General features: G+C 44.4%; 14 protein-coding genes. 11 read left to right on the top strand and 3 right to left on the bottom strand.

Annotated elements, in window-relative coordinates; all coding sequences use genetic code 11:
* Positions 1-49: 49 nt before the first annotated feature.
* From J3L18_RS17090 to J3L18_RS17065, 6 genes are all read left to right on the top strand, one after another.
* On the top strand, positions 50-1,543 hold the full coding sequence (locus J3L18_RS17090) for a RagB/SusD family nutrient uptake outer membrane protein (protein ID WP_129568502.1): 1,494 nt from the start codon (positions 50-52) through the stop codon (positions 1,541-1,543).
* A 176-nt stretch (positions 1,544-1,719) separates the two neighbouring features.
* Complete coding sequence (locus J3L18_RS17085; RefSeq protein ID WP_129568503.1) at positions 1,720-4,491, top strand: family 78 glycoside hydrolase catalytic domain; 2,772 nt, start codon at positions 1,720-1,722, stop codon at positions 4,489-4,491.
* Between the two features lie 23 nt (positions 4,492-4,514).
* On the top strand, positions 4,515-5,666 hold the full coding sequence (locus tag J3L18_RS17080; protein ID WP_129568504.1) for an acyltransferase family protein: 1,152 nt from the start codon (positions 4,515-4,517) through the stop codon (positions 5,664-5,666).
* Positions 5,667-5,688: 22 nt separating this feature from the next.
* Positions 5,689-7,959: a beta-N-acetylhexosaminidase gene (locus tag J3L18_RS17075; RefSeq protein ID WP_129568505.1), complete on the top strand. Its 2,271-nt coding sequence runs from the start codon at positions 5,689-5,691 to the stop codon at positions 7,957-7,959.
* A gap of 510 nt (positions 7,960-8,469) precedes the next feature.
* Positions 8,470-10,773 (top strand): glycoside hydrolase family 3 N-terminal domain-containing protein, encoded by a 2,304-nt coding sequence (locus J3L18_RS17070; protein WP_129568506.1) that lies wholly within the window; start codon positions 8,470-8,472, stop codon positions 10,771-10,773.
* Positions 10,774-10,782: 9 nt separating this feature from the next.
* A complete protein-coding gene (locus J3L18_RS17065; RefSeq protein WP_129568507.1) occupies positions 10,783-12,960 on the top strand; it encodes a GH92 family glycosyl hydrolase in 2,178 nt (725 codons plus the stop codon).
* A gap of 100 nt (positions 12,961-13,060) precedes the next feature.
* Here J3L18_RS17065 and J3L18_RS17060 read toward each other — a convergent pair whose 3' ends face one another.
* Positions 13,061-13,861: an SDR family oxidoreductase gene (locus J3L18_RS17060; protein ID WP_129568508.1), complete on the bottom strand. Its 801-nt coding sequence runs from the start codon at positions 13,859-13,861 to the stop codon at positions 13,061-13,063.
* A 112-nt stretch (positions 13,862-13,973) separates the two neighbouring features.
* Here J3L18_RS17060 and J3L18_RS17055 point away from each other — a divergent pair, with 112 nt between their 5' ends.
* Positions 13,974-14,492: a lipocalin family protein gene (locus J3L18_RS17055; protein ID WP_129568509.1), complete on the top strand. Its 519-nt coding sequence runs from the start codon at positions 13,974-13,976 to the stop codon at positions 14,490-14,492.
* A gap of 112 nt (positions 14,493-14,604) precedes the next feature.
* Here J3L18_RS17055 and J3L18_RS17050 read toward each other — a convergent pair whose 3' ends face one another.
* Positions 14,605-15,219: a NanQ anomerase/TabA/YiaL family protein gene (locus tag J3L18_RS17050; protein ID WP_129568510.1), complete on the bottom strand. Its 615-nt coding sequence runs from the start codon at positions 15,217-15,219 to the stop codon at positions 14,605-14,607.
* 266 nt (positions 15,220-15,485) lie between these two features.
* Between J3L18_RS17050 and kduI the strand changes: the two genes are divergently transcribed.
* The 3 genes from kduI (at position 15,486) to J3L18_RS17035 (ending at position 18,498) form a co-directional block, all read left to right on the top strand.
* Positions 15,486-16,316, top strand: coding sequence for a 5-dehydro-4-deoxy-D-glucuronate isomerase (gene kduI / locus J3L18_RS17045; RefSeq protein ID WP_129568511.1), 831 nt, complete (start codon positions 15,486-15,488; stop codon positions 16,314-16,316).
* Positions 16,317-16,347: 31 nt separating this feature from the next.
* Positions 16,348-17,163 (top strand): SDR family oxidoreductase, encoded by an 816-nt coding sequence (locus J3L18_RS17040; RefSeq protein ID WP_129568512.1) that lies wholly within the window; start codon positions 16,348-16,350, stop codon positions 17,161-17,163.
* Between the two features lie 555 nt (positions 17,164-17,718).
* The gene (locus tag J3L18_RS17035) at positions 17,719-18,498 is read left to right on the top strand and encodes a DUF4350 domain-containing protein (RefSeq protein WP_129568513.1); all 780 of its coding nucleotides are present in this window, start codon (positions 17,719-17,721) and stop codon (positions 18,496-18,498) included.
* A gap of 185 nt (positions 18,499-18,683) precedes the next feature.
* On the opposite strand, the gene J3L18_RS17030 is transcribed toward J3L18_RS17035, so the two are convergent.
* Positions 18,684-19,619 carry a type VI secretion system baseplate subunit TssG gene (locus J3L18_RS17030; protein WP_129568514.1) on the bottom strand — a complete coding sequence of 312 codons (936 nt, stop codon included), beginning with the start codon at positions 19,617-19,619 and terminating at the stop codon, positions 18,684-18,686.
* Between the two features lie 113 nt (positions 19,620-19,732).
* Between J3L18_RS17030 and J3L18_RS17025 the strand changes: the two genes are divergently transcribed.
* Positions 19,733-20,626 (top strand): TssN family type VI secretion system protein, encoded by an 894-nt coding sequence (locus J3L18_RS17025; RefSeq protein WP_129568515.1) that lies wholly within the window; start codon positions 19,733-19,735, stop codon positions 20,624-20,626.
* Positions 20,627-20,631 lie beyond the last annotated feature (5 nt).

Genomic DNA, 20,631 nt, shown 5'->3' with positions numbered 1-20,631 from the left:
TACAGCGATTTTTGAAAACACAATTGAGCAACATTAAGAATCAGAAGACATGAAAAAAAACATATACCTTTTTCTTAGCCTCGCAGCTATTGGTTTTTACGGCTGTAAAAAGGATTATCTTAACCTGCAACCCACAGATACTCAAAACAGTGCCAACTTTTTTAAAACAAAGGCCCAGTTTGTTCAGGCTATTAATGGTGCCTATGCCCCTCTTCAGGGTTTATATAACGGGTCATTTTGGGCAATGGGCGAAATGCGGTCTGATAATACTTCATATGAATATGATCCTTACGATCGTTCAGGCAACAATAAGGAGGAGTTGGATGAGTTTCGCGAATTGAATAATAATGATATTGTGCAGGCGTACTTCAGCTCCTGTTTCACCGGTATCGGCCGCTGCAATGTTATCATCAATCGCTTGCCGGCTGCCAAGCTTGATGCCGCCACTACCGATACCATAGGAGGGCAAGCTTTATTTTTACGGGCGTTCAATTATTTTAACCTGGTACGTATGTTTGGTGATGTACCGCTGGTGCTTGTCGAGCCAAAATCGGTAGGTGATGCTTATGACCTGTCCACTAAGTCACCGGAAGCTGCTGTTTATACCCAGATCATCGCGGACGCCCAGGCCGCGATAGCTAAACTACCTGTAAAATACCAAACCACCGCTAATAAAGGCAGGGTAACCAAAGGTACTGCCGAAACCATGCTGGCCGAAGTTTATATGACCCAAAAGAAATTTGATTTAGCCATACCACTGTTACGCAGTGTTATATCGTCAGGGGCCTATAACCTTAACGCTAATTATGCGGATAATTTTGATATTGCTAAGGAAAACGGCCCCGAGTCAATTTTTCAAATTCAGTATATTGAAGGCCCTAACGGCCTGGGGGCTGATTTTATAGATACTTTCATCCCATGGGATTACTATGATAATGATGTTACCGGCTTTTACATCGGTAACAATGCTCAAAACGGCTGGAATATCCCTACTCAGGACCTTGTCAATGCCTATGAAGAAGGCGATAAAAGGAAAGATGCTTCACTGATAAACTTTACATCAGATGAGTACGGCATCGATCTGCCTTTCATAAAGAAGTATCAGAGCATCGGATCGGTACAAGGCATTACCGGCAACAACTTCCCGGTTTATCGTTATGCAGATGTTTACCTGATGCTTGCCGAGTGTTTAAACGAACAAGGCTTTGCAGCAGGTGGCGATGCTTTCAAATATCTGAACCTGGTTAGGCAGCGCGCGGGGCTTGAACCTAAATCAATGGGTAATGCCAATCCCGACTTGAACGTTACCAGCCAGGAGGAGTTCCGTGCTGCCATAGCACACGAGCGCCAGGTTGAGCTTGCGTTTGAAAACCACCGTTGGTTTGACCTTTTGCGCACCGGCAAGGCCGTTGAGGTAATGAAAGCACATGCTATCAGCGAACGGGCGTATAAAAATAGCTCATGGCAAATTAATTCTGCTGCCTATAGCAATATCCGCCTGCTGTTCCAGTATCCTTTAAATGAAGCAAACCTCGAACATTAATAATGTTACATGGCCAGGGTGAAACTTTTACCCGGCTATATTACGTTTATAGGTGTATATTGCGATGAACGCACATTTTGTGGGCAGGCTCGATGAAAAATTTCAGGTGCATATCAAAACAATATTGCTGTTAAAGTTTATTTAATAGCATGAACTATTAAAACCCCAAAAAAGGTATGTGTAAAAAGGTATGCACACGCGTTATTATATTGTTTTTTTCTTTTCTGCCAATAATTGTACAAGCACAAAAAGTGCCGCCTGTTCCTCCGCCGTTCCGGGTTGATAACCTGGTTTGTGAATACAAAATAAACCCCATCTCTGTCGACGATGCCGTTCCCCGTCTTGGTTGGAAACTAATAACCCGGGATCGCAACATTCAGCAAATTGCCTATGAAATAAGGGTAGGCAGTAATGCCGTATCCTTACTGAAAGGTAAAGACCTGCTCTGGACCTCGGGAAAAGTTAACTCCAATGAATCGCTGCATGTTTACTATGGCGGCCCTGCGCTCGCTTCACGTCAGAAAGTTTACTGGCAGGTACGCGTTTGGAATAACCGGCAGCAGGTTACCCCATGGAGCATGGTTAACTCATGGAAAATGGGCCTGCTTAAACCCGCCGACTGGAGCGCCAAATGGATAGAAAATAATTACCTGTCGGATACTACCGGTGGCCCATGCCCCATGTTCAGGAAAACATTTAAGCTTGATCATAAGGTACGTGCGGCGCATTTATACATTACTGCCCACGGTTTATATGAGGCGCAATTTAATGGTAAACGAATTAGCAGCGACTATTTTGCCCCCGGCTGGACGAGTTACAATAAACGCCTGCAATACCAGGTTTATGATGTAACTGCCGACCTGCTAAAAGGCGATAACGCTGTTGGCGTAACCCTTGGCGACGGCTGGTACCGTGGTTATACCTATAATCGAAAAAAGAATGTGTACGGCACCAAGCTTGGTTTGCTTTTTCAGTTAGAGGTGGTGTATACCAACGGTAAACGGATACTCATTAATTCGGATAAAACCTGGAAGGTAGCTTATGGGCCGATCCGTTCATCATCATTTTTTGATGGCGAAGTTTATGATGCCCGCAAGGAGAAGAAAGGCTGGTCGACCATTGCTTACAAAGATTTAAACTGGGATTCGGTACGCACCGTTGATACCGTTAAAGAAAATTTAGTGGCCACATTTGGTCCGCCGGTGCGCAAGCACGAAATGTTTAAGCCGCTCAAAGTATTTACCACTCCTGCGGGCGAGCATGTGGTTGATTTTGGGCAAAACCTGGTTGGCTGGGTGCAGTTTAAATTAAAGGCAAAAGCAGGCGATACGGTAAAGCTGTTCCATGCCGAGGTTTTGGATCAGAAAGGGAACTTCTACACAAAAAACCTGCGTACAGCCAAACAGGAAAACGTTTATGTTTTTAAGGGCGATAGTATTGAAACATTCGAACCTCATTTTACCTTCCAGGGCTTCAGGTACCTGAAGGTTGAAGGATATGAAGGCCAGTTGGATTCGACCAATGTGGTTGCCTTTGCCTTGTACTCGGATATGGCGCAAACGGGTATGTTCTCTACCTCTAATCCACTCATTAACCAGTTGCAGCATAATATTCAATGGGGGCAAAAGGGCAATTTTATCGATGTACCTACCGACTGCCCCCAGCGCGATGAGCGTATGGGCTGGACGGGCGATGCCCAGGCTTTTTCCCGCACCGCTACCTTCAATATGGATGTGGCCGGATTTTTTACCAAATGGCTAAAAGATCTTTCGGCCGACCAGCATAAAAACGGCGCGGTGCCCTATGTGATCCCTAACATGCTGGATAGCGCTTCGGCAGCAGCCTCAGGATGGAGCGATGTGGCAACTATTGTCCCCTGGAATATTTACCTGGCTTACGGCGATAAAAAGGTATTGGAAAACCAGTACCCAAGCATGACCGCCTGGGTGGGTTACATTACCCGGCACACCCGAAACGGCCTTTGGGACACCGGTAACCACTTTGGCGACTGGCTGTTTTACGCCGGTACCGACTATGAGGATGGCGCCGCCCTAACCGATAAAAACCTGATAGCGCAGGCTTTTTATGCTTATTCAACTCAGCTGGTTATTAATGCCGCTACTATATTGGGTAAGGAAGATGATGTTAAAAAATATACCGCGCTGTTAGCTGATATCAAAAAGGCTTTTCAGGCAGAATATGTTACACCTAACGGACGTATGATCTCCGGCACACAAACATCATATGTACTGGCCCTGAACTTCGACCTGCTGCCCGAAAACCTGCGCGAATCTGCCGCCAAAAGGCTGGTAAATAATATTGAAGATTATGATGAACACATTACAACAGGCTTTTTAGGCACGCCTTATATCTGTCATGTGTTAAGTCGTTTCGGTCATACCGATATTGCCTATGACCTGTTGATGAAAGAATCATACCCATCATGGCTTTATCCCGTAAAAAACGGGGCAACTACCATATGGGAGCGCTGGGATGGCATAAAACCCAATGGTACTTTTGAAGATCCGGAAATGAACTCCTTTAACCACTATGCTTACGGCGCCATTGGCGATTGGATGTACCGTGTTATAGCAGGGATCAATACCGACGAGAGTAGCCCTGGCTTTCATAAAATAAATATCTTCCCGCATCCCGGCGGTAAATTGACCAATGCCAATGCCGAGCTGGAAACATTATACGGAAAGGTAAAATCGGCCTGGAGTATTGATAACGGTATTTTTACCCTTGATGTAATTGTGCCGCCAAATACTACTGCCACGGTCACCCTACCGGCGGTTGATGGTCCGGTGACAGAAAGTAATATTGACATTAACACCAATAAAGATATCGCTAACATCAAACCGGCCGGCGGTGATATGCAGATGGATGTGGGCTCGGGTACTTACCAGTTCAAATACATTTTAAAAACCCATAAAAAAAATAGCTAATAGTACTGTAATACATAGCAACTATGGTAATCAATCAGCAGGAAGCGCTTAAAAACACAGGTACAACAAAGACAAGCCGCCCAAGACTTTTGTCGCTTGATTTTTTCAGGGGATTTACCGTAGCTGCTATGATCCTGGTAAATGACCCCGGCGATTGGGGCCATATTTACTGGCCGCTTGAACACTCCAAATGGAACGGCTGTACCCCAACAGACCTGGTGTTTCCCTTCTTCCTGTTTATGGTAGGCGTATCTATCGTATATGCCATGGAAAGTAAAAAAGCGGATATAGCTAATCATAACAAATTGCTGTTATCCATCCTGCGCCGTACGCTGTTTATCATAGCCCTTGGCGTTTGTTTACCACTGATCAACGATTTTCAATTCGCGCATCTGCGTTTTCCCGGTGTGTTGCAGCGCATCGGGCTTGTATTTGGCATAACTGCCTTGCTGTACGTTAAAACCGACATCCGTACACAGGTAATTATCGCTGTAAGCTGTTTAATAGGTTATTTTTTATTGATGACGCTGGTACCTGTACCGGGTTTCGGTACACCTAACCTTGAACCGGCAACCAATTTGGGCGCCTGGATTGACAGATCGGTATTTACCGAAAACCACCTCTGGAGTTCATCCAAAACCTGGGATCCGGAGGGTTTGCTTGGGACAATCCCATCTGTTGCTACCTGTTTGTTAGGTGTATTCACCGGTACCTGGCTCAAAATGGGCAAACTTAAAACCAGTGCTGATCTGCTTAAAATAATGGGAGCCGGCATCGTATTGATCATACTGGCTTTGATCTGGAATCCATTTTTTCCAGTTAACAAACAATTGTGGACAAGCTCATTCGTGTTGCTTACTGCCGGGCTGGCTATTAATATTCTTGCATTGTCATACTGGTTTATTGATATCAAAGGGAATAAAGCCCTGCTGCCGCCATTTTTAGCGTTCGGGCGCAATGCTATTGCTGCCTATGTTTTGGCCGATATTATCCCGGCTTTAATAGCTGCCATCCCGGTAGGTAAAACCAATTTATGGTCGTTCACTTATAATCAGTTATTTGTGCCATATCTCTCGCCCGAAAACGCTTCACTGGCCGGAGCTATCCTGACTGTGCTGATCATTTTTATCCCGGTTTGGATCCTCTACAAAAGGAATATTACCATTAAGGTATAATCTTTATTCATCATCTACCGAAATGAAGAAAACACCATTTTTTAAACATATTTTACTGTTCACCTCACTGCTTTTATTGGCAATAACGGTAAAAGCACAGTTTCATATCATCCCGCAGCCGGTAAGTTTAAAAGCAGGGAAGGGTAGTTTTATTTTAGGTAACAATGCGGTGATCGGGGTTAATAAAGAGACCGAACCAATAGGCAAATACCTGCAGGATTACCTTAATCAAAACTACGGCCTGCAAACAACGGTAAAAGTTTTTGAAAAGATCCCTGCTAAAACAGCCATCAGGTTAAACAATGTTTGGTCGAACGCGGAGAGTGCCTACACCATGAATGTAAACCCTGCATCGGTAAGTATCAGCGGTAGCGGGGCTGGTGTTTTTTACGGGGTACAATCACTAACTCAGTTGTTGCCGACAGATAAAACTGCGCCCCTAAAAGTTACCGCCTGTACCATAGCCGATCAGCCACGTTTTGGCTGGCGTGGCCTAAGCCTTGATGTAAGCCGCCATTTTTTTACGGTTGATGAAGTAAAAAAATACATCGACGTAATGGCACATTACAAACTGAATGTGTTTCATTGGCACTTAACCGACGATGAAGGCTGGCGCATCCAGATTGATAAATATCCGCGCCTTACCGAAGTTGGTGCCAGGATCAGCTACTATGCCAAACGCGGCGAATTCCGTAAGCTGGACAACCTGATAGATGACGGTCGCGACGGGTTTTATACCAAGGATGAAATTAGGGATGTGATCAAATATGCGCAGGACAGATTTGTGACCATCCTGCCCGAAATTGAAATGCCGGGCCATAGCGAGGCTGCTATTTTTGCTTACCCGCAACTGGGCTGCCAGGATTCGACAGGGGCTAAACACCGCGTGCGGATGCTTGATCCGAGTGAATATACTTTCAAATTTATGGAAGATGTGCTGACAGAAGTGATAGCACTGTTCCCGAACCAATACATTCACATTGGCGGTGATGAGGCCGAAATGGCCGATTGGCTCAAAAGCCCTACAGCAGTTGCCCTCATGAAGCGCGAGCATCTGAAAAGCGAAAAGGAAGTGCAGAGTTATTTTATTAAACGGATAGAAAGGTTCCTGCTGTCAAAAAATAAGAAGTTGGTTGGTTGGGACGAGATTTTGGAGGGTGGCCTTGCCGAGTCAGCGACAGTAATGAGCTGGCAGGGCGAAGCAGGAGGGATAGCTGCCGCCAGGATGCATCATCATGTAGTAATGACGCCGCTGCCATACATGTACTTTGATGCTCCGCAGGCTAACGAAGATTTGGAACCGATAGGCTGGAACCCGCCGGTTACCTGGCAAATGGTTTATAATTATGAGCCGCAGTCGAAAGAACTAACCAATGCCGAAGCCGAGTATATCTTAGGTGCCCAGGGCAATATCTGGAACGAAAAGGTGCCCAACGCGCAGCACCTGCAATACATGGTTTACCCCCGTGCCCTCGCCGTAGCCGAACTCACCTGGAGCCCGAAGAATGAAAAAGACCTGGAGCGCTTTGGCTGGAAAATGAAAAACCAGTACGGCCTGTTTAAGTTGTGGGATTTCAACGCCCGTCTGCCTGATATTGACGGCGTAGGCAACGTAATTACCAATAAAAGCCGGTTTAAACTAACGCTGAGCTACCCGCTGAAAGGAGCTAAAGTTCGGTACGCGTTAAACGGCAAAATGCCGGATGCCAATAGCGTGGCTGTACCTTTCCCGGTAAACATTAATGTACCCTTAAAAGACAGTATCGGTTTAAGAACCTTCACCACCTGGACATTGAATGATCAGCACATTCGCCAAATGGCCAGCATCAGGCGGGTGAATATCAAGCCTGCACATGAAAAAGTTGCTAACCTCAAACCCGGAATGGCTTACGAGGTTTTTAAAACGAGGGAACGCGATATAGATAGGCTGGGAAATGAAAAGCCAACGGAAACCGGCGAAACAAGCCTGATTGTACCCGTTAAAATTGCAACCGAAGGGTTTATCAACTGGGTTAAAATTAAAGGCTTTATCAAAATAGACAAGGAAGCGGATTATGAATTAACTACCGGTTTTGAGGTTAGCCCCGCTTTGTTTTTGGATGAAGTACCGGTAATTAGACCCGGGCTGAACACTTATGTAGAACCGCAAAAAGCTTTATTACATTTGAAAAAAGGCGTGTATGCTTTAAGCGGACATTACATGGCTGATAAAGCTAATGAGAATCAAACCCTGATAGAATTGAAGGTAGCTGGAGGGGAAAAGCTTTATCCTAAGTTTTATTTGATGCATTGAGGGGATAAAATCGGTTTCTATGCAGTTGTTGGCGACAACATCATAAGTGTACGGAAGATGCAGATCAGTTGAAATTATTGGTTTAAAAAGCCATGTCATTGCGAGGAGGAACGACGAAGCAATCTCGTAGTTATACAGACCGGACATGCATTGGCTACGAGATTGCCGCGCTACGCTCGCAATGACATGCTCTTTAACGTCCCATCAGGGTCTCTCGCAGAGGACCCTGATGTCTACGCCACGCCGGTTCGCTGTTCTGAATATCCTGGTAGATGTTTAGAACGCAAAGAACCTCAGGGTCCTCTGCGAGAGACCCTGAGGGAACATGATGAAAATATGCCGTTGTTGGTGTTGTCACCAACAACTCCTATGATTTTTATTTTCTGAAATGCCGCATGAAAAGTTGTTGGTGACAACACCAACAACGGCGAGAGGACAAGCAACGATGCTTTGCATGTGGGAGACGCATGTGATGCGTCTCTACATTTGAAAATTAAATATCTGGATACTATGCAAAAGAAATTATGCCTGTTTACCGCGTTTGCTTTTGTAATAAGAATGGCCGGCGCGCAGGTTTATAAAGACCCCAAGGCACCTGTGCCTGTACGCGTGAAAGACTTGTTAAACCGCATGACATTGGAAGAAAAGGTGGGCCAGATGAGCATGAACTCGTTAAAAGGCTCCATGCAAAACCCAATTGCTTATGGCGTTTGTGAAAGCCCTTTTACCAATATCAATGATATAGCATCACGCTCAATCGCTGCAAAAAAATATGCTAAAGAAAAAACAAGACTTGGTATCCCGCCTATCCAAATAGGCGAATGCCTGCATGGGCAACTGGCAGCAGGCGCTACCATCTTTCCACAGGCTATAGCGCAAGGCAGCACCTGGAACCCGGCACTGATTGAAAAAATGGGTTCGGTGATCGCTTATGAAGCGTCCTCGTCAGGAGTTGACCAGGCGCTTTCGCCTTTGTTCGATCTCATCCGCGACCCGCGTTATGGCCGTAATGAGGAATGTTATGCCGAAGATCCATATCTCGTAAGCAGGATGGGTACATCGTTTGTAATTGGGATGCAGGGTGATCCTTCGCAAACAATAAACGGTATTGGTAAAGACAAAGTAATGTGCACGGCCAAGCATTTCGCGGCCTACAGCATCCCTGTGGCAGGTATCAATTTAGCCCCGGCATCAGTAGGGGAAAGGGAGCTACGGTCGATGTTTTTGCCGCCTTTTAAAGATGCCGTGCAAAATGCAAATATTTACGCTGTAATGCCTGCTTACAACGAAATTGACGGCGTGCCTGCACATGCTAACCATTTCCTGTTGCAAACCATATTACGGGAGGAATGGGGGTTTAAAGGCTATGTTTTTTCGGACTATGAAGGTTTAAAACATTTATACACTTTTCATTATATTGCTAAGGACGCCGAAGGCGCTGCTCCAATTGGCCTGAACGCCGGAGTTGACCTGGAAGCGCCAAGCCCCGATGTATATAATAAACTGATTGGCCTGGTGAAAAGTGGAAAAGTAAAAGAGGCGTTGGTTGATAGCGCTGTTGCCCGTATCCTTACTATAAAATTTAAAGCAGGTTTGTTTGAAAAGGCATTGCCCGATACATCAGCGCTAAAGAAACGGGTACACACGCCTGCTCATATCGCCCTGTCGCAGCAGATAGCCGAGGAATCGATCATCCTGCTTAAAAACGATAAACAGCTTTTACCGCTCAATATGAACAGCCTGAAATCGTTGGCGGTTATCGGCCCCAATGCCAACCAGGTTCAGTATGGCGATTACAGTTCAACCCGCGACAGCCGCTCGGGCATAACAGTGCTTGATGGCATAAAACAGTTGACCGGCAATAAAATAAAAATCAATTATGCTAAAGGCTGTGCCCTGTCGGGCCAGGACAAAAGCGGCTTTGCCGAAGCCATCACAGCAGCAAAAAACAGCGATGCTGTGGTTGTAGTTTTGGGTACCACCAGTGTGGTATTCTCCGGTGTTGGCTGGAACGGGCATGCACCCGAAAGCGAGCCTAAAGACCCATTCACCTGCGGCGAAGGCTATGATGTAACCGACATTGATCCCGATGGGGTACAACGTGAACTGTTGCAGGCTGTTTATAAAACAGGTAAACCTGTAATTTTAGTACTGGTACACGGCCGGCCGCAAAGCATCAGCTGGGAAAGAGAGAATATCCCGGCTATTGTGGAGGCCTGGTATCCCGGCGAAAGGGGAGGCAATGCCATTGCCAACATCCTGTTCGGCAAGGTAAACCCATCAGGCAGGCTTACGGTATCTATCCCACAGTCAACCGGGCATATCCCGGTTTTTTATAATCATGTGGCATCCAACAAAGGTTTTTATCACAATCCGGGTTCAACCGAAAAACCGGGACAAGACTATGTTTTTTCATCGCCGGATGCGCTGTTCCCCTTTGGTTATGGATTGAGCTATACTTCATTTAAATATAGTAAACTGCAGGTATCGGCAGCGTCGTTCGGAAAAAATGAGACTATAACGGTTTCGGTAGATGTAACCAACAGCGGCAGCATGGCCGGTAAGGAAGTGGTACAAATGTACCTGGGCAATAAGGTAAATTCGGTAACTACGCCTGTAATGGCCCTCAAGGGTTTTGACAAGATCAACCTTAAACCCGGCGAAACCAAAACAGTTAAATTTATTGTAAAACCCGAAGATATCGCTATCTGGAATAATCAAATGAAACAGGTAACCGAACCCGGTACATTTGATGTGATGATAGCACGCTCGGCCGAAGATGTTGTGTTAAAAAAGACAATTGAATATAAATAGTAAAAGGTCATGAAAAAGTTGATTGCCGTTTTATTAGTGTTGACTTTGGCTGTTGAGGTTAATGCGCAATCGTATAATAAATACGTAAACACCTTCATTGGCACTTCCGCAACCGGGCATACCTTTCCGGGCGCTACGGTGCCTTTTGGTATGGTTCAGCTTAGTCCTGAGACCGGGAATTTTGGTTGGGACTACTGCTCGGGATATCGTTATGAAGATAACGTGATCACCGGTTTCGCGCATACCCATTTAAGCGGTACAGGTGGTGTTGATTTAGGAGATGTGCTGTTTTTTCCCTTTCAGGGCGATCAACCTCAAAATTTTCAAAGCAAATTTTCTCATCAGGAAGAAAAAGCATCGCCCGGTTATTATGAAGTGATTTTGGGCGATAACAATATTAAGGCTCAACTAACTGCTTCTGCCCATACTGGTTTGCACCGGTATACTTTTACAAAAGCCGGTAAAGCACATTTGCTTGTTGATATGCAAAGCGGACTGGTTGATAGCCCGGAGCAATTGGCTGAGCATGTTTCTGACGGGGAGATCACTATCGATAGCAAAATAACTATCAGTGGTTATGCCTTCACCAGCCAATGGGTAGATAAAAAAGTATATTTCACGGCTGTTTTTAACCGCCCGTTTACCGGACAGCATTTTATTGATGGCGATAATAAACGCCGCTTAATATTGGATTTCGATCTGAAACCCGGTGAAACTATTGAAGCTAAAGTTGGGGTATCGGGCGTAAGTATTGCCGGTGCGCGTAAAAACCTGCTGGCCGAAACACAGCACAAAACATTTGAACAGGTAAAAACGGAAGTAGCCCGTACATGGGAAAATAATCTTGGTAAACTTAAAGCCAAAGGCAGCAAAAAAGAGAAAATAGCATTTTATACCAGCCTGTACCACGCCTTGATCCAGCCTAACAACATTGCGGATGTTGACGGTCAATATCGCGGGGCCGACAGCCTGGTGCACCGATCCGCTGATAAAGTTTTCTATTCTACGCTTTCATTATGGGATACTTACAGGGCCACCCATCCACTGTATACTATTATTTGTCCTGAAAAAGACGGGCAAATGGTAGAGAGCATGTTACAACACAACGACGTGGCAGGTATGCTGCCAATCTGGACGCTGTGGGGTAAGGAAAGCTACGCCATGATCGGTAACCATGCCGTACCGGTAATTGTAGATGCCGCGCTGAAAGGGATTAAAGGTTTTGATCGGCAAAAGGCATTTGCTGCCATTAAAAACACGCTCACACATAATAAAAATCCAAAATACGATTGGAGCCTATATCTGCGTTATGGCTACCTGCCATCAGATACTGTAAAACGCGAAGCTGTTTCCCGTACACTGGAGGCCGCTTACGACGATTGGTGCGCCGCTCAATTAGCCAAGGCGCTGAACAAACAAAGTGACTACAATTATTTCATCAAACGATCTCTGTTTTATAATAGCCTGTTTGATAAAAGTACGCGTTTGATGCGTGGCCGAAAATCAAACGGCGAATGGGTACAGCCTTTTGCCAATTTAGATAGTGGCCAACTGGCCATTGGTGGTGACTATACCGAAGGCAATGCCTGGCAATATACCTGGCAGGTTCAGCATGATATTCCGGGTTTGATTAAACTCATGGGCGGCAAAAAAGTATTTTCAGGCAAGCTGGATTCATTGTTTACTATGGATTCAAAAGTGTTTGGAAAAGGCTCAACGCTTGATGTTACCGGGTTAATAGGCCAGTATGCACATGGCAACGAACCTAACCATCATGTGGCTTATTTGTACACGCTTGCCGGGAACCCTGCCAAAACCCAGGAACTGGTAAGGCAAATTGCCGACCAGTTTTATATAAACAAACCCGATGGCCTCTCTGGCAATGATGACTGCGGACAAATGTCGGCCTGGTATATCTTTACTGCTATGGGTTTTTATCCCGTTAATCCGGCAGATGGCCGTTATGTTTTTGGTGCGCCGCTATTAGATAGGGTTAGCATTGCTTTACCTGGCGGCAAAAGTTTTGTGATAGAAGCAAAGGGGCTATCCGAAGAGAATAAATATGTGCAAAACATCAGCTTAAATGGTAAACCTTACCCCAAAGAATATATTACACATAAGGATATTATGAAAGGGGGGAAGCTGGTATTTGTGATGGGTGATAAGGCGAAAGCGCCGGTGTTTTAAGGCTTTTGAGTTCAAGCGCCCACGCTTACTATTTGTTAGATGTGAGCGTGGACGCTCACGCTTTGAGATGGTTTAAGCGTCCACGCTTAAACCTGCGTCATTAAATCAAGACCTGGTATTGATAAGCTAATACCGGTCCAACGTTTATACTCTCCACAACTTTCCATTCCTTCAACTCCCTTATAAACTCCGGCTTTTCATAGCCCGAATCAAGAGCAGCCTGTGTATAAAAATCAGCCTTAGCAGGGTGCTTGGGGGAGCAGCCGTTAAACAGATAGCCGAAAGCCTGCTTAGCCAATATTGTCTTACTGATGCCAATGCAATCATCAAGATGGATGAGGTTCACTGGCGCGTCACCGTTAGGGATCTCCTTTTTACCGGCAAAAAACCTGCCGGGATTGCGTCCGGGGCCAATCAATCCTGCAAAACGGATAATGGTTGTTTTAAAGCCATCCTCAGCACGGAAAAGGTTCTCAGCTTCAAATAATATCCTGCCGGCTTCTGTATTGGGCTGTGGATCGGTTTCTTCATTCACGTGCCTGTTGTTATCGGCATAAACCCCGGTGGAGCTGACGAAAATCAATTGCTGTATAGCAAACCTTTTTATGGCATGGACAATGCCTTTAACCTTCTGTAAAAAAATATCACCCTCACCGCTGCGGCTTTTGGGCGGAATGGCTATCCACAAAACATCGCAATCAAAAAAATCGGCATCATATATTTCCTCACCCGGCGAAAAGTTTACTACATAGGGCCGGATGCCCAAAGCAGCCAAGTTATCCATTTTTGCGGTAGAAGTGGTTGAGCCTTTTACCTGCATGCCATCGGCAATTAACGCTTTAGCCAATGCGCTGCCGTACCAGCCGCAGCCTAAAATACTGATCTTTGTTTTACCGGGCATGTTATAAAAATAATGCTTTGGCGCAAAGGTAATTAAATAATGATAAGGCGTTTGGCTGCCGTTAATATGCTTTTGTTTTAAACTTTTTGGGCATAACAGGCGTTATTGGTTTATGAAGAAAGAGATCATTGCAACCTCTGTAGCATTAGGTTTAACTGCTTTAGCCTTACAGGCAACCCGCTGCAAACCGCTTGAAACTGTTCCTTATGTGGATTTGAAAAAATATGTTGGTTCCTGGTTTGAAATTGCCGCTTTCCCGCAATGGTTTGAGTCGGGTTGCACTTTTACTTCGGCAGCCTATGGTTTAGCAAAAGATGGTAGTATCATTGTTAAAAACCGTTGTATAAAAGATAATAAGATAAAAATTGCCGAGGGCAGTGCTGTTGTTGCTGATAAAACAAGTAACGCAAAGTTGGAAGTACAATTTCAGTGGCCATTTAAAGGTAAATACTGGATCATTGCTTTGGCTGATGATTACAGCTATGCCATGGTAGGGCACCCGAATAGAAATTACTTATGGATCCTGAGCCGCCGTTCAACACTTGATGAACAGATCTATAATCAGTTGGTGGTGCAGGCAGCAGGACAGGGTTTTGACGTAAGGAAACTGGTGAAAACGGTGCAGGTGTAGGTAGGTAAAAAAGTGTCATTGCGAGCGTAGCGCGGCAATCGCACGGAAGCAGGGCCACTCTGTACAGCATGCGATTGCTTCGTCGTTCCTCCTCGCAATGACATGAAAAAATTTACTTTATCTCCTTTATCTTAATAACCAATTTCTTCACCTTATCATAACCATCAACCTTGATATTAGGCCGGTGACCATCGCCCGGGAAAAACAGGAAGAATTCGTTGGGAGTGGCGGTGTAGTATTTACCCTCGCCGCTGTAGTTGGCACCGTCTTTAGCCGGGTCATAGGGTTTGGTAACGGTAAGGCTTTCAATAGGGGCAACACCGATCTTTTCTTTGCCTTTGATCACATATTGCAGGTCGATATAGTTTTGGTGTGATTCCCAGGCTGATTGTTCAAACTCTTTGGAAGGGCCTTCAGTAACGGATGCATAAACATTATCGCCATCTATAGGATATTTACCGGGAGCTATCTGATCAAGATTGCGTTCGCGCAGAAATTCAAAAGCCTTATCCCATACCATTTTATTGGCGGCATATTGTTTTGCAAATTCGAGGTTATTGGTTGAGGAGTTTAATTTAAGCTTTAACCCATTAGCCCAGATGCGGCTTTTTACCCATGTTTTTGCGCTTTTAGCTGTAAACTCCTGCTGCTGGGCATTAGCAATGCCCGCAATAAGTAAAAAGACGGTTAGTAGCGCGATGTTTTTATAGGCTGCTAATTGTTTCATAGTTTATAGTTTACCGGTTATTGAATTGACGTTGCCCTGGTTCGGCAGCTCATTATGTACCAATAATACAAGCTTAATTAATTAAAATGATGTATGATCTGTTAAATATTTACTTTAACGTTATAGTTTAGGTTTTATTAGTGTTTAGTAATCGTGTTATCACTATAACGTTGGAGTGAAAATAAGGCTTAAATGACTTTTGAAATCGTTTATAAGATTGTAGAATTGTATTTATTAACAAAAGATTTTCTAAAACAACATTTGCTTTGAAAACAATACACAGCGTCCACCCAACGGATTTTAAAAGCTACGATACCACTACCATACGCGAAAGATTTTTGATAGATAAACAGGTTCAGCCCGACCAGATCAATTGTACCTATACCCATTACGACAGGATGATTGTAGGTATGGCCAACCCGGTAAGTAAAACACTTGAGCTGCCAAATTACCCAAACCTGCGCGCCGAATATTTTTTAGAGCGCCGCGAGATTGGGATCATTAACGTAGCCGGTGCCGGTGTAGTAAAAGCCGACGGACAAGCCTTTGAAATGAATAAGCTTGATTGCCTGTACATTGGTAAAGGAACCAAAAACGTGACTTTTGAAAGTGCCGATCCATCAGTGCCGGCTGTATTTTACCTGCTGTCATCGCCGGCACATGCGGTATATCCAACAACCCTGCTTACCCACGCTGATGCGGTTAAGGTTGAGCTGGGTTCGGTAGCAACGGCAAATAAACGCACTATCAATAAATATATCCACCTGGAAGGTGTACGGAGCTGCCAGTTGGTGATGGGCCTTACCATATTACATGAAGGCAGTGTTTGGAATACCATGCCGGCCCACGTGCACGACAGGCGTATGGAGGCATATTTTTATTTCGACGTACCGGCAGGCCAAAAGATTTTTCATTACATGGGCGAAGGACAGGAAACAAGGCATATCACCATGGATAATTATGATGCTGTGGTGTCGCCGCCGTGGAGCATCCACTCGGGCAGTGGTACGTCAAACTATAGCTTTATTTGGGGTATGGCAGGCGAAAACCTGGATTATACCGATATGGACGCTATAGCTATAACAGATCTTAAATAATCATACAATCAACCTTAAAAATATAGTTTAAGTGGAGAATCAATTTTCATTAGCCGGTAAAGTAATTGTAGTAACCGGCGGAACAGGCATATTAGGCAAAGCATTTATAGATGGTATTGTTGAGGCGGGGGGCGCGGTAGGCATTCTTGGTCGTAATGCCCAGGTAGCAGAAGAGCGTGCCAACGCCATAAATGCAGCCGGCGGCAAAGCCATAGCACTGGTAGCCGATGTAATGAACGAGGCCGAACTGGTAGCCGCCAAAGATAAATTGCTGGCAGCTTTTGGCAGGATAGATGGCCTGGTGAACGGTGCGGGCGGTAACATGCCCGAGGGGGTTTTACAGCCCGATGAGGATATTTTTAAAATGAATATCGATGGCATGAAAAAAGTAATGGAGCTGAACCTTTGGGGTACACTGATCCCTACACAGGTTTTCGGCGAAGCCATTGCCAAAACAGGTAAAGGCAGCATTGTTAACATATCGTCAATGAACAGTAAGCGAGCTATAACCAAAGTGTTAGGTTATAACATGGGCAAAGCCGCAGTTGATTGCTATAATCAATGGTTTGCGGTTGAGCTGGCTAACCGTTATGGTGATGCAATAAGGATGAACGCTTTGGCACCGGGTTTTTTCCTTACCGAACAAAACCGTTACCTGCTCACCAAACCCGAAGGCGGTTATACCCAAAGGGGCGAACTGGTGATCAAACAAACGCCGTTTAAACGCTTTGGCCATGCCGATGAACTGAAAGGAGCACTGGTATGGTTGCTGAGCGATGCCTCGGTATTTGTAACCGGTTCGATGATCTGCGTTGACGGCGGGTTCTCGATTTTTGGTGGAGTTTAGCGGAATAAGATAACTAAGGTCATCCCGAATTTATTTCGGGATCCCATTGTTAAGGTCAGCTTCATACATGACAGTTACTTGGCGAGTGAGGTGCTGAAACAAGTTACCCATGACAACTTAAAAAAAGGAGTGTCATACTGAGCCTGTCGAAGTATGGCGGGCAGGGTCTCTGCGCACGAGTCTTCGACAGGCTCAGACTGACAGGCCCTCTTTGTCATCTAACCTTTAGAGGCCACGGATTTAAACACTCAGCATGACCGCTGAGATATATGGCCGTAAAGCTGGGCACAAACACAAGTGTTCAATTTTTTAAAAACAAGGTGTTCAATTTTTGATCTTGTAAAATATTAACTTGTTGATTATCAATGGACATGTGTTCGTTTTTGCTAAAAAGGTGCTTTTTGCTAAAGTTAACATATTGATTATCAGTATTTTTTTTTTGAAAACAAGTGAAAGTGTTTACACCTAAAAAAATTGAACACCTGAAAAATAGATAAAAAAGTTAATTCTATGGTGATAACACCTACCGCAGGCTAACCAAATAATAAAGCTGCTATGAAACTAAGATTATCGCTCATCACGCTATTTATCCTTGCAGGCTTTGCCGCAAGCGGCCAAACCGTAACACTCGATTATTATTTTAACCACGAGGTGCACAAGGGCGTAAACGGGCAACCGGAACGCTTTCATTATCTGTGGGATGAAACGGACAACAACGGTTTCAAGATTTTTGGCGAGGCTTTTACAAGCCGCGGCGCTAAGCTGGATACCCTTGGTATGGCACCTACATTGGAAAACCTGAAAGGTTCATCTGTTTATATAATTGTTGACCCTGATACTAAAAAGGAGAGCCCGAACCCAAACTATATCCAGGAAGATGATATTGAGCAAATTGCTGCCTGGGTAAAAAAAGGTGGTGTGCTGCTGATGATGGCTAACGACAGCGTTAATGTGGAGCTGCCTCATTTCAATAACCTTGCTGCAAAATTCGGGATGCATTTCAATAACGATCTGCAAAACCATGTAATTGATGATGCTCATTTTGAGGATGGTGCTGTCTACGTAAAAAACAATCCGGTATTGAAAACAGCTACTAAGGTTTTTATGAAAGATGCCTGTTCGATAGGTTTAGCCGGGACTGCCGTACCTGTACTTAAAAATAAAGATGGTGCTACGATCATAGCATCTGCCAAATATGGTAAGGGGACAGTAATAGCTGTTGGCGATCCGTGGCTTTACAATGAATATGTGAACGGCAGGTTGCCTGCCGGGTATGAGAATGACAAGGCAGTGAATGATGTCGCCCACTGGCTGTTGAAGCAGGCTAAGAAGTAACTATATATGAAAGTCATTTCAAAACGAAGAACGAGTGAGAAATGTGTTGTACGTCTGCATTGTGGGGTGTAGAAGATTTCTCTTTAACCCTATGCTTGTTGCTTCCTATATCTATATGACAATTTTTATTTTGTGAAAAAGACGCGTACATACTCCAGGACATAAAATTGAGATTGGTATCATCGTCACCCCAAATAAGTAGTATAACCAAGGGTAGCATTGGCCCCTGCCTCGCCGATAACCAATTTTTGCGAGGCAGGATCGGCAAGGAGGTTAAATTGCACGTCGGTGCCTAAAGGTATAAAGTAGGATAATAATACATCAATAGCTTTTGCAGCAGATGTGCCGGGCAAAAACTCCAGCATCAGGGTGGCGCTCACGGGGCCTATGTTCATGATTAATTTTCGCTCGGCCTCAATAACCTGCCCGGCAATAAAGTTTACGCCTAAAGTACCGGCGCCAAGGGCTGTTCCGCCATTTGCAGTGGTATCGTTTTTTTGCTTCGGGTATACCGTTTTGTAATGCAATGATAAAGGTACATCGAACATCATATTAATGATACTGCTTACAAAATTTATATTATTGCGCTGCTCATGTATTACAGGTAAAACATGTATCAAAATAAGCATCTGCTTTTTTGTAAAACACTCAAACTCCTGCCATTCCTTTAAAAATATATTGATCAGCTCATCGTATTCATTTTTTTTGTCGAGCCGGTTTTCATAAAGCTCGACCAGTGTTCTGAAATAGTTAAGCTCGGCCTCAAATGGGGCAAAAAAGCGGCGGGTTTGTTTTTCTTCTTCGCGGCGGGCTTTAATATCTTTGATCATATCCTCCTCGGTGATCATCACACTCGAAGCAGGCGGCCGGTGAAACAATCCCTCGGGCAGCATATCATAAAACCCATCGCGGTTAACCCAAATGGTGGTTACCGGTTTTTTACTTTCAGTTTTTTTATCAGCTGTTATGCCTGCTATCTCCTTATCATAGGCACGCTTTTTAGGGCCTTTGGGCAGTATTATTACATCACTGGTACTAACCATTTCATTTTCAATAATTTCGGCCGCTATAGATGCTGCTTTAAAGTCAGTATCAATTTGATTAGGCTTTTTTATTCTCATTTGTGATTTAAATAATTGATGCTATCCAAAACAATAACCAATATTATCGGTAATTGATTATACTAAATTGAAATTTATATAAGATAGCTGCCCGGCCTACATATTTAATACTCATGAACCTTAAATCGTTTTTTATAAGTTATCTGATAGCTCCTGTCCTGTTCTTCATTGCCGCCCTGATCATGTCGGTGGTGAACAAGAAAAACAAATATCTAAGTAACAGGCGCCTTATCATCACTTTACTTTTAACGGCGGTTATATTGGGAGTTCCGGGTTTTTTGGGCTTTTTAGGTATGCAGTTTATGCCGTGGGGGTACTTATTTTGCCAACTGATATATTTAGGTATGGGTGTATTTTACACCTGGCTTGCAGGCAAATACCATGAAGATCAGTTTCTCGATAAAAAATGGTTTTTCCTCGTGGCTTCTTTAATATCATGCTTGCTGGGGATGTTTCTTTTCAAGTTGGCATTTAACTGGCTTAATGATATGCAATATGGTCTGTGGGCTTCAACCAGTATCCTGATATTTTTATTACCGCCGGTTTTTTGGTGGGGGTACATCGCCTTTTTAAGCATCCCGCTCGAAATTTACAAGGTTTGGCAATATCCCCGTACGCCTGAAGAGATCAGCATGGAACACCTGGATTTTGACAGGCTGATGGTGCTCGAACTTGATCTGTATAAAAGCACCGACGATCCTGAACCGCTTAAAGTAAAGGCCAAAGCACCGCCAAATATGAACTTTGGCCAGTGGTTTCAAAAGTTTATTGATGATTATAATCTTAAATTTCCAAAATCAACGGTGCAGTATAAGCTTAATAATAATGAAAGCTATAAGTGGATCTTTTATATTAAGCCGTCGTTTTTTAAGCAACGCCACTTTATCGACCCGGACCTTAATATTACAGAAAACCGGATAACCGAATCGGTAACCATATTTGCCAAACGTGTATCGGAAGTGGTAAGTGAACCCGCCCGTACCGGTGACCAGGCCATTTACCTGTAAACTTT

Source organism: Mucilaginibacter gossypii, from assembly GCF_017569325.2.
In the GTDB taxonomy this organism is placed as follows: domain Bacteria; phylum Bacteroidota; class Bacteroidia; order Sphingobacteriales; family Sphingobacteriaceae; genus Mucilaginibacter; species Mucilaginibacter gossypii.
The sequence above is the reverse complement of the archived record's forward strand: the minus strand, read 5'-3'. Positions and strand labels throughout refer to the sequence as shown.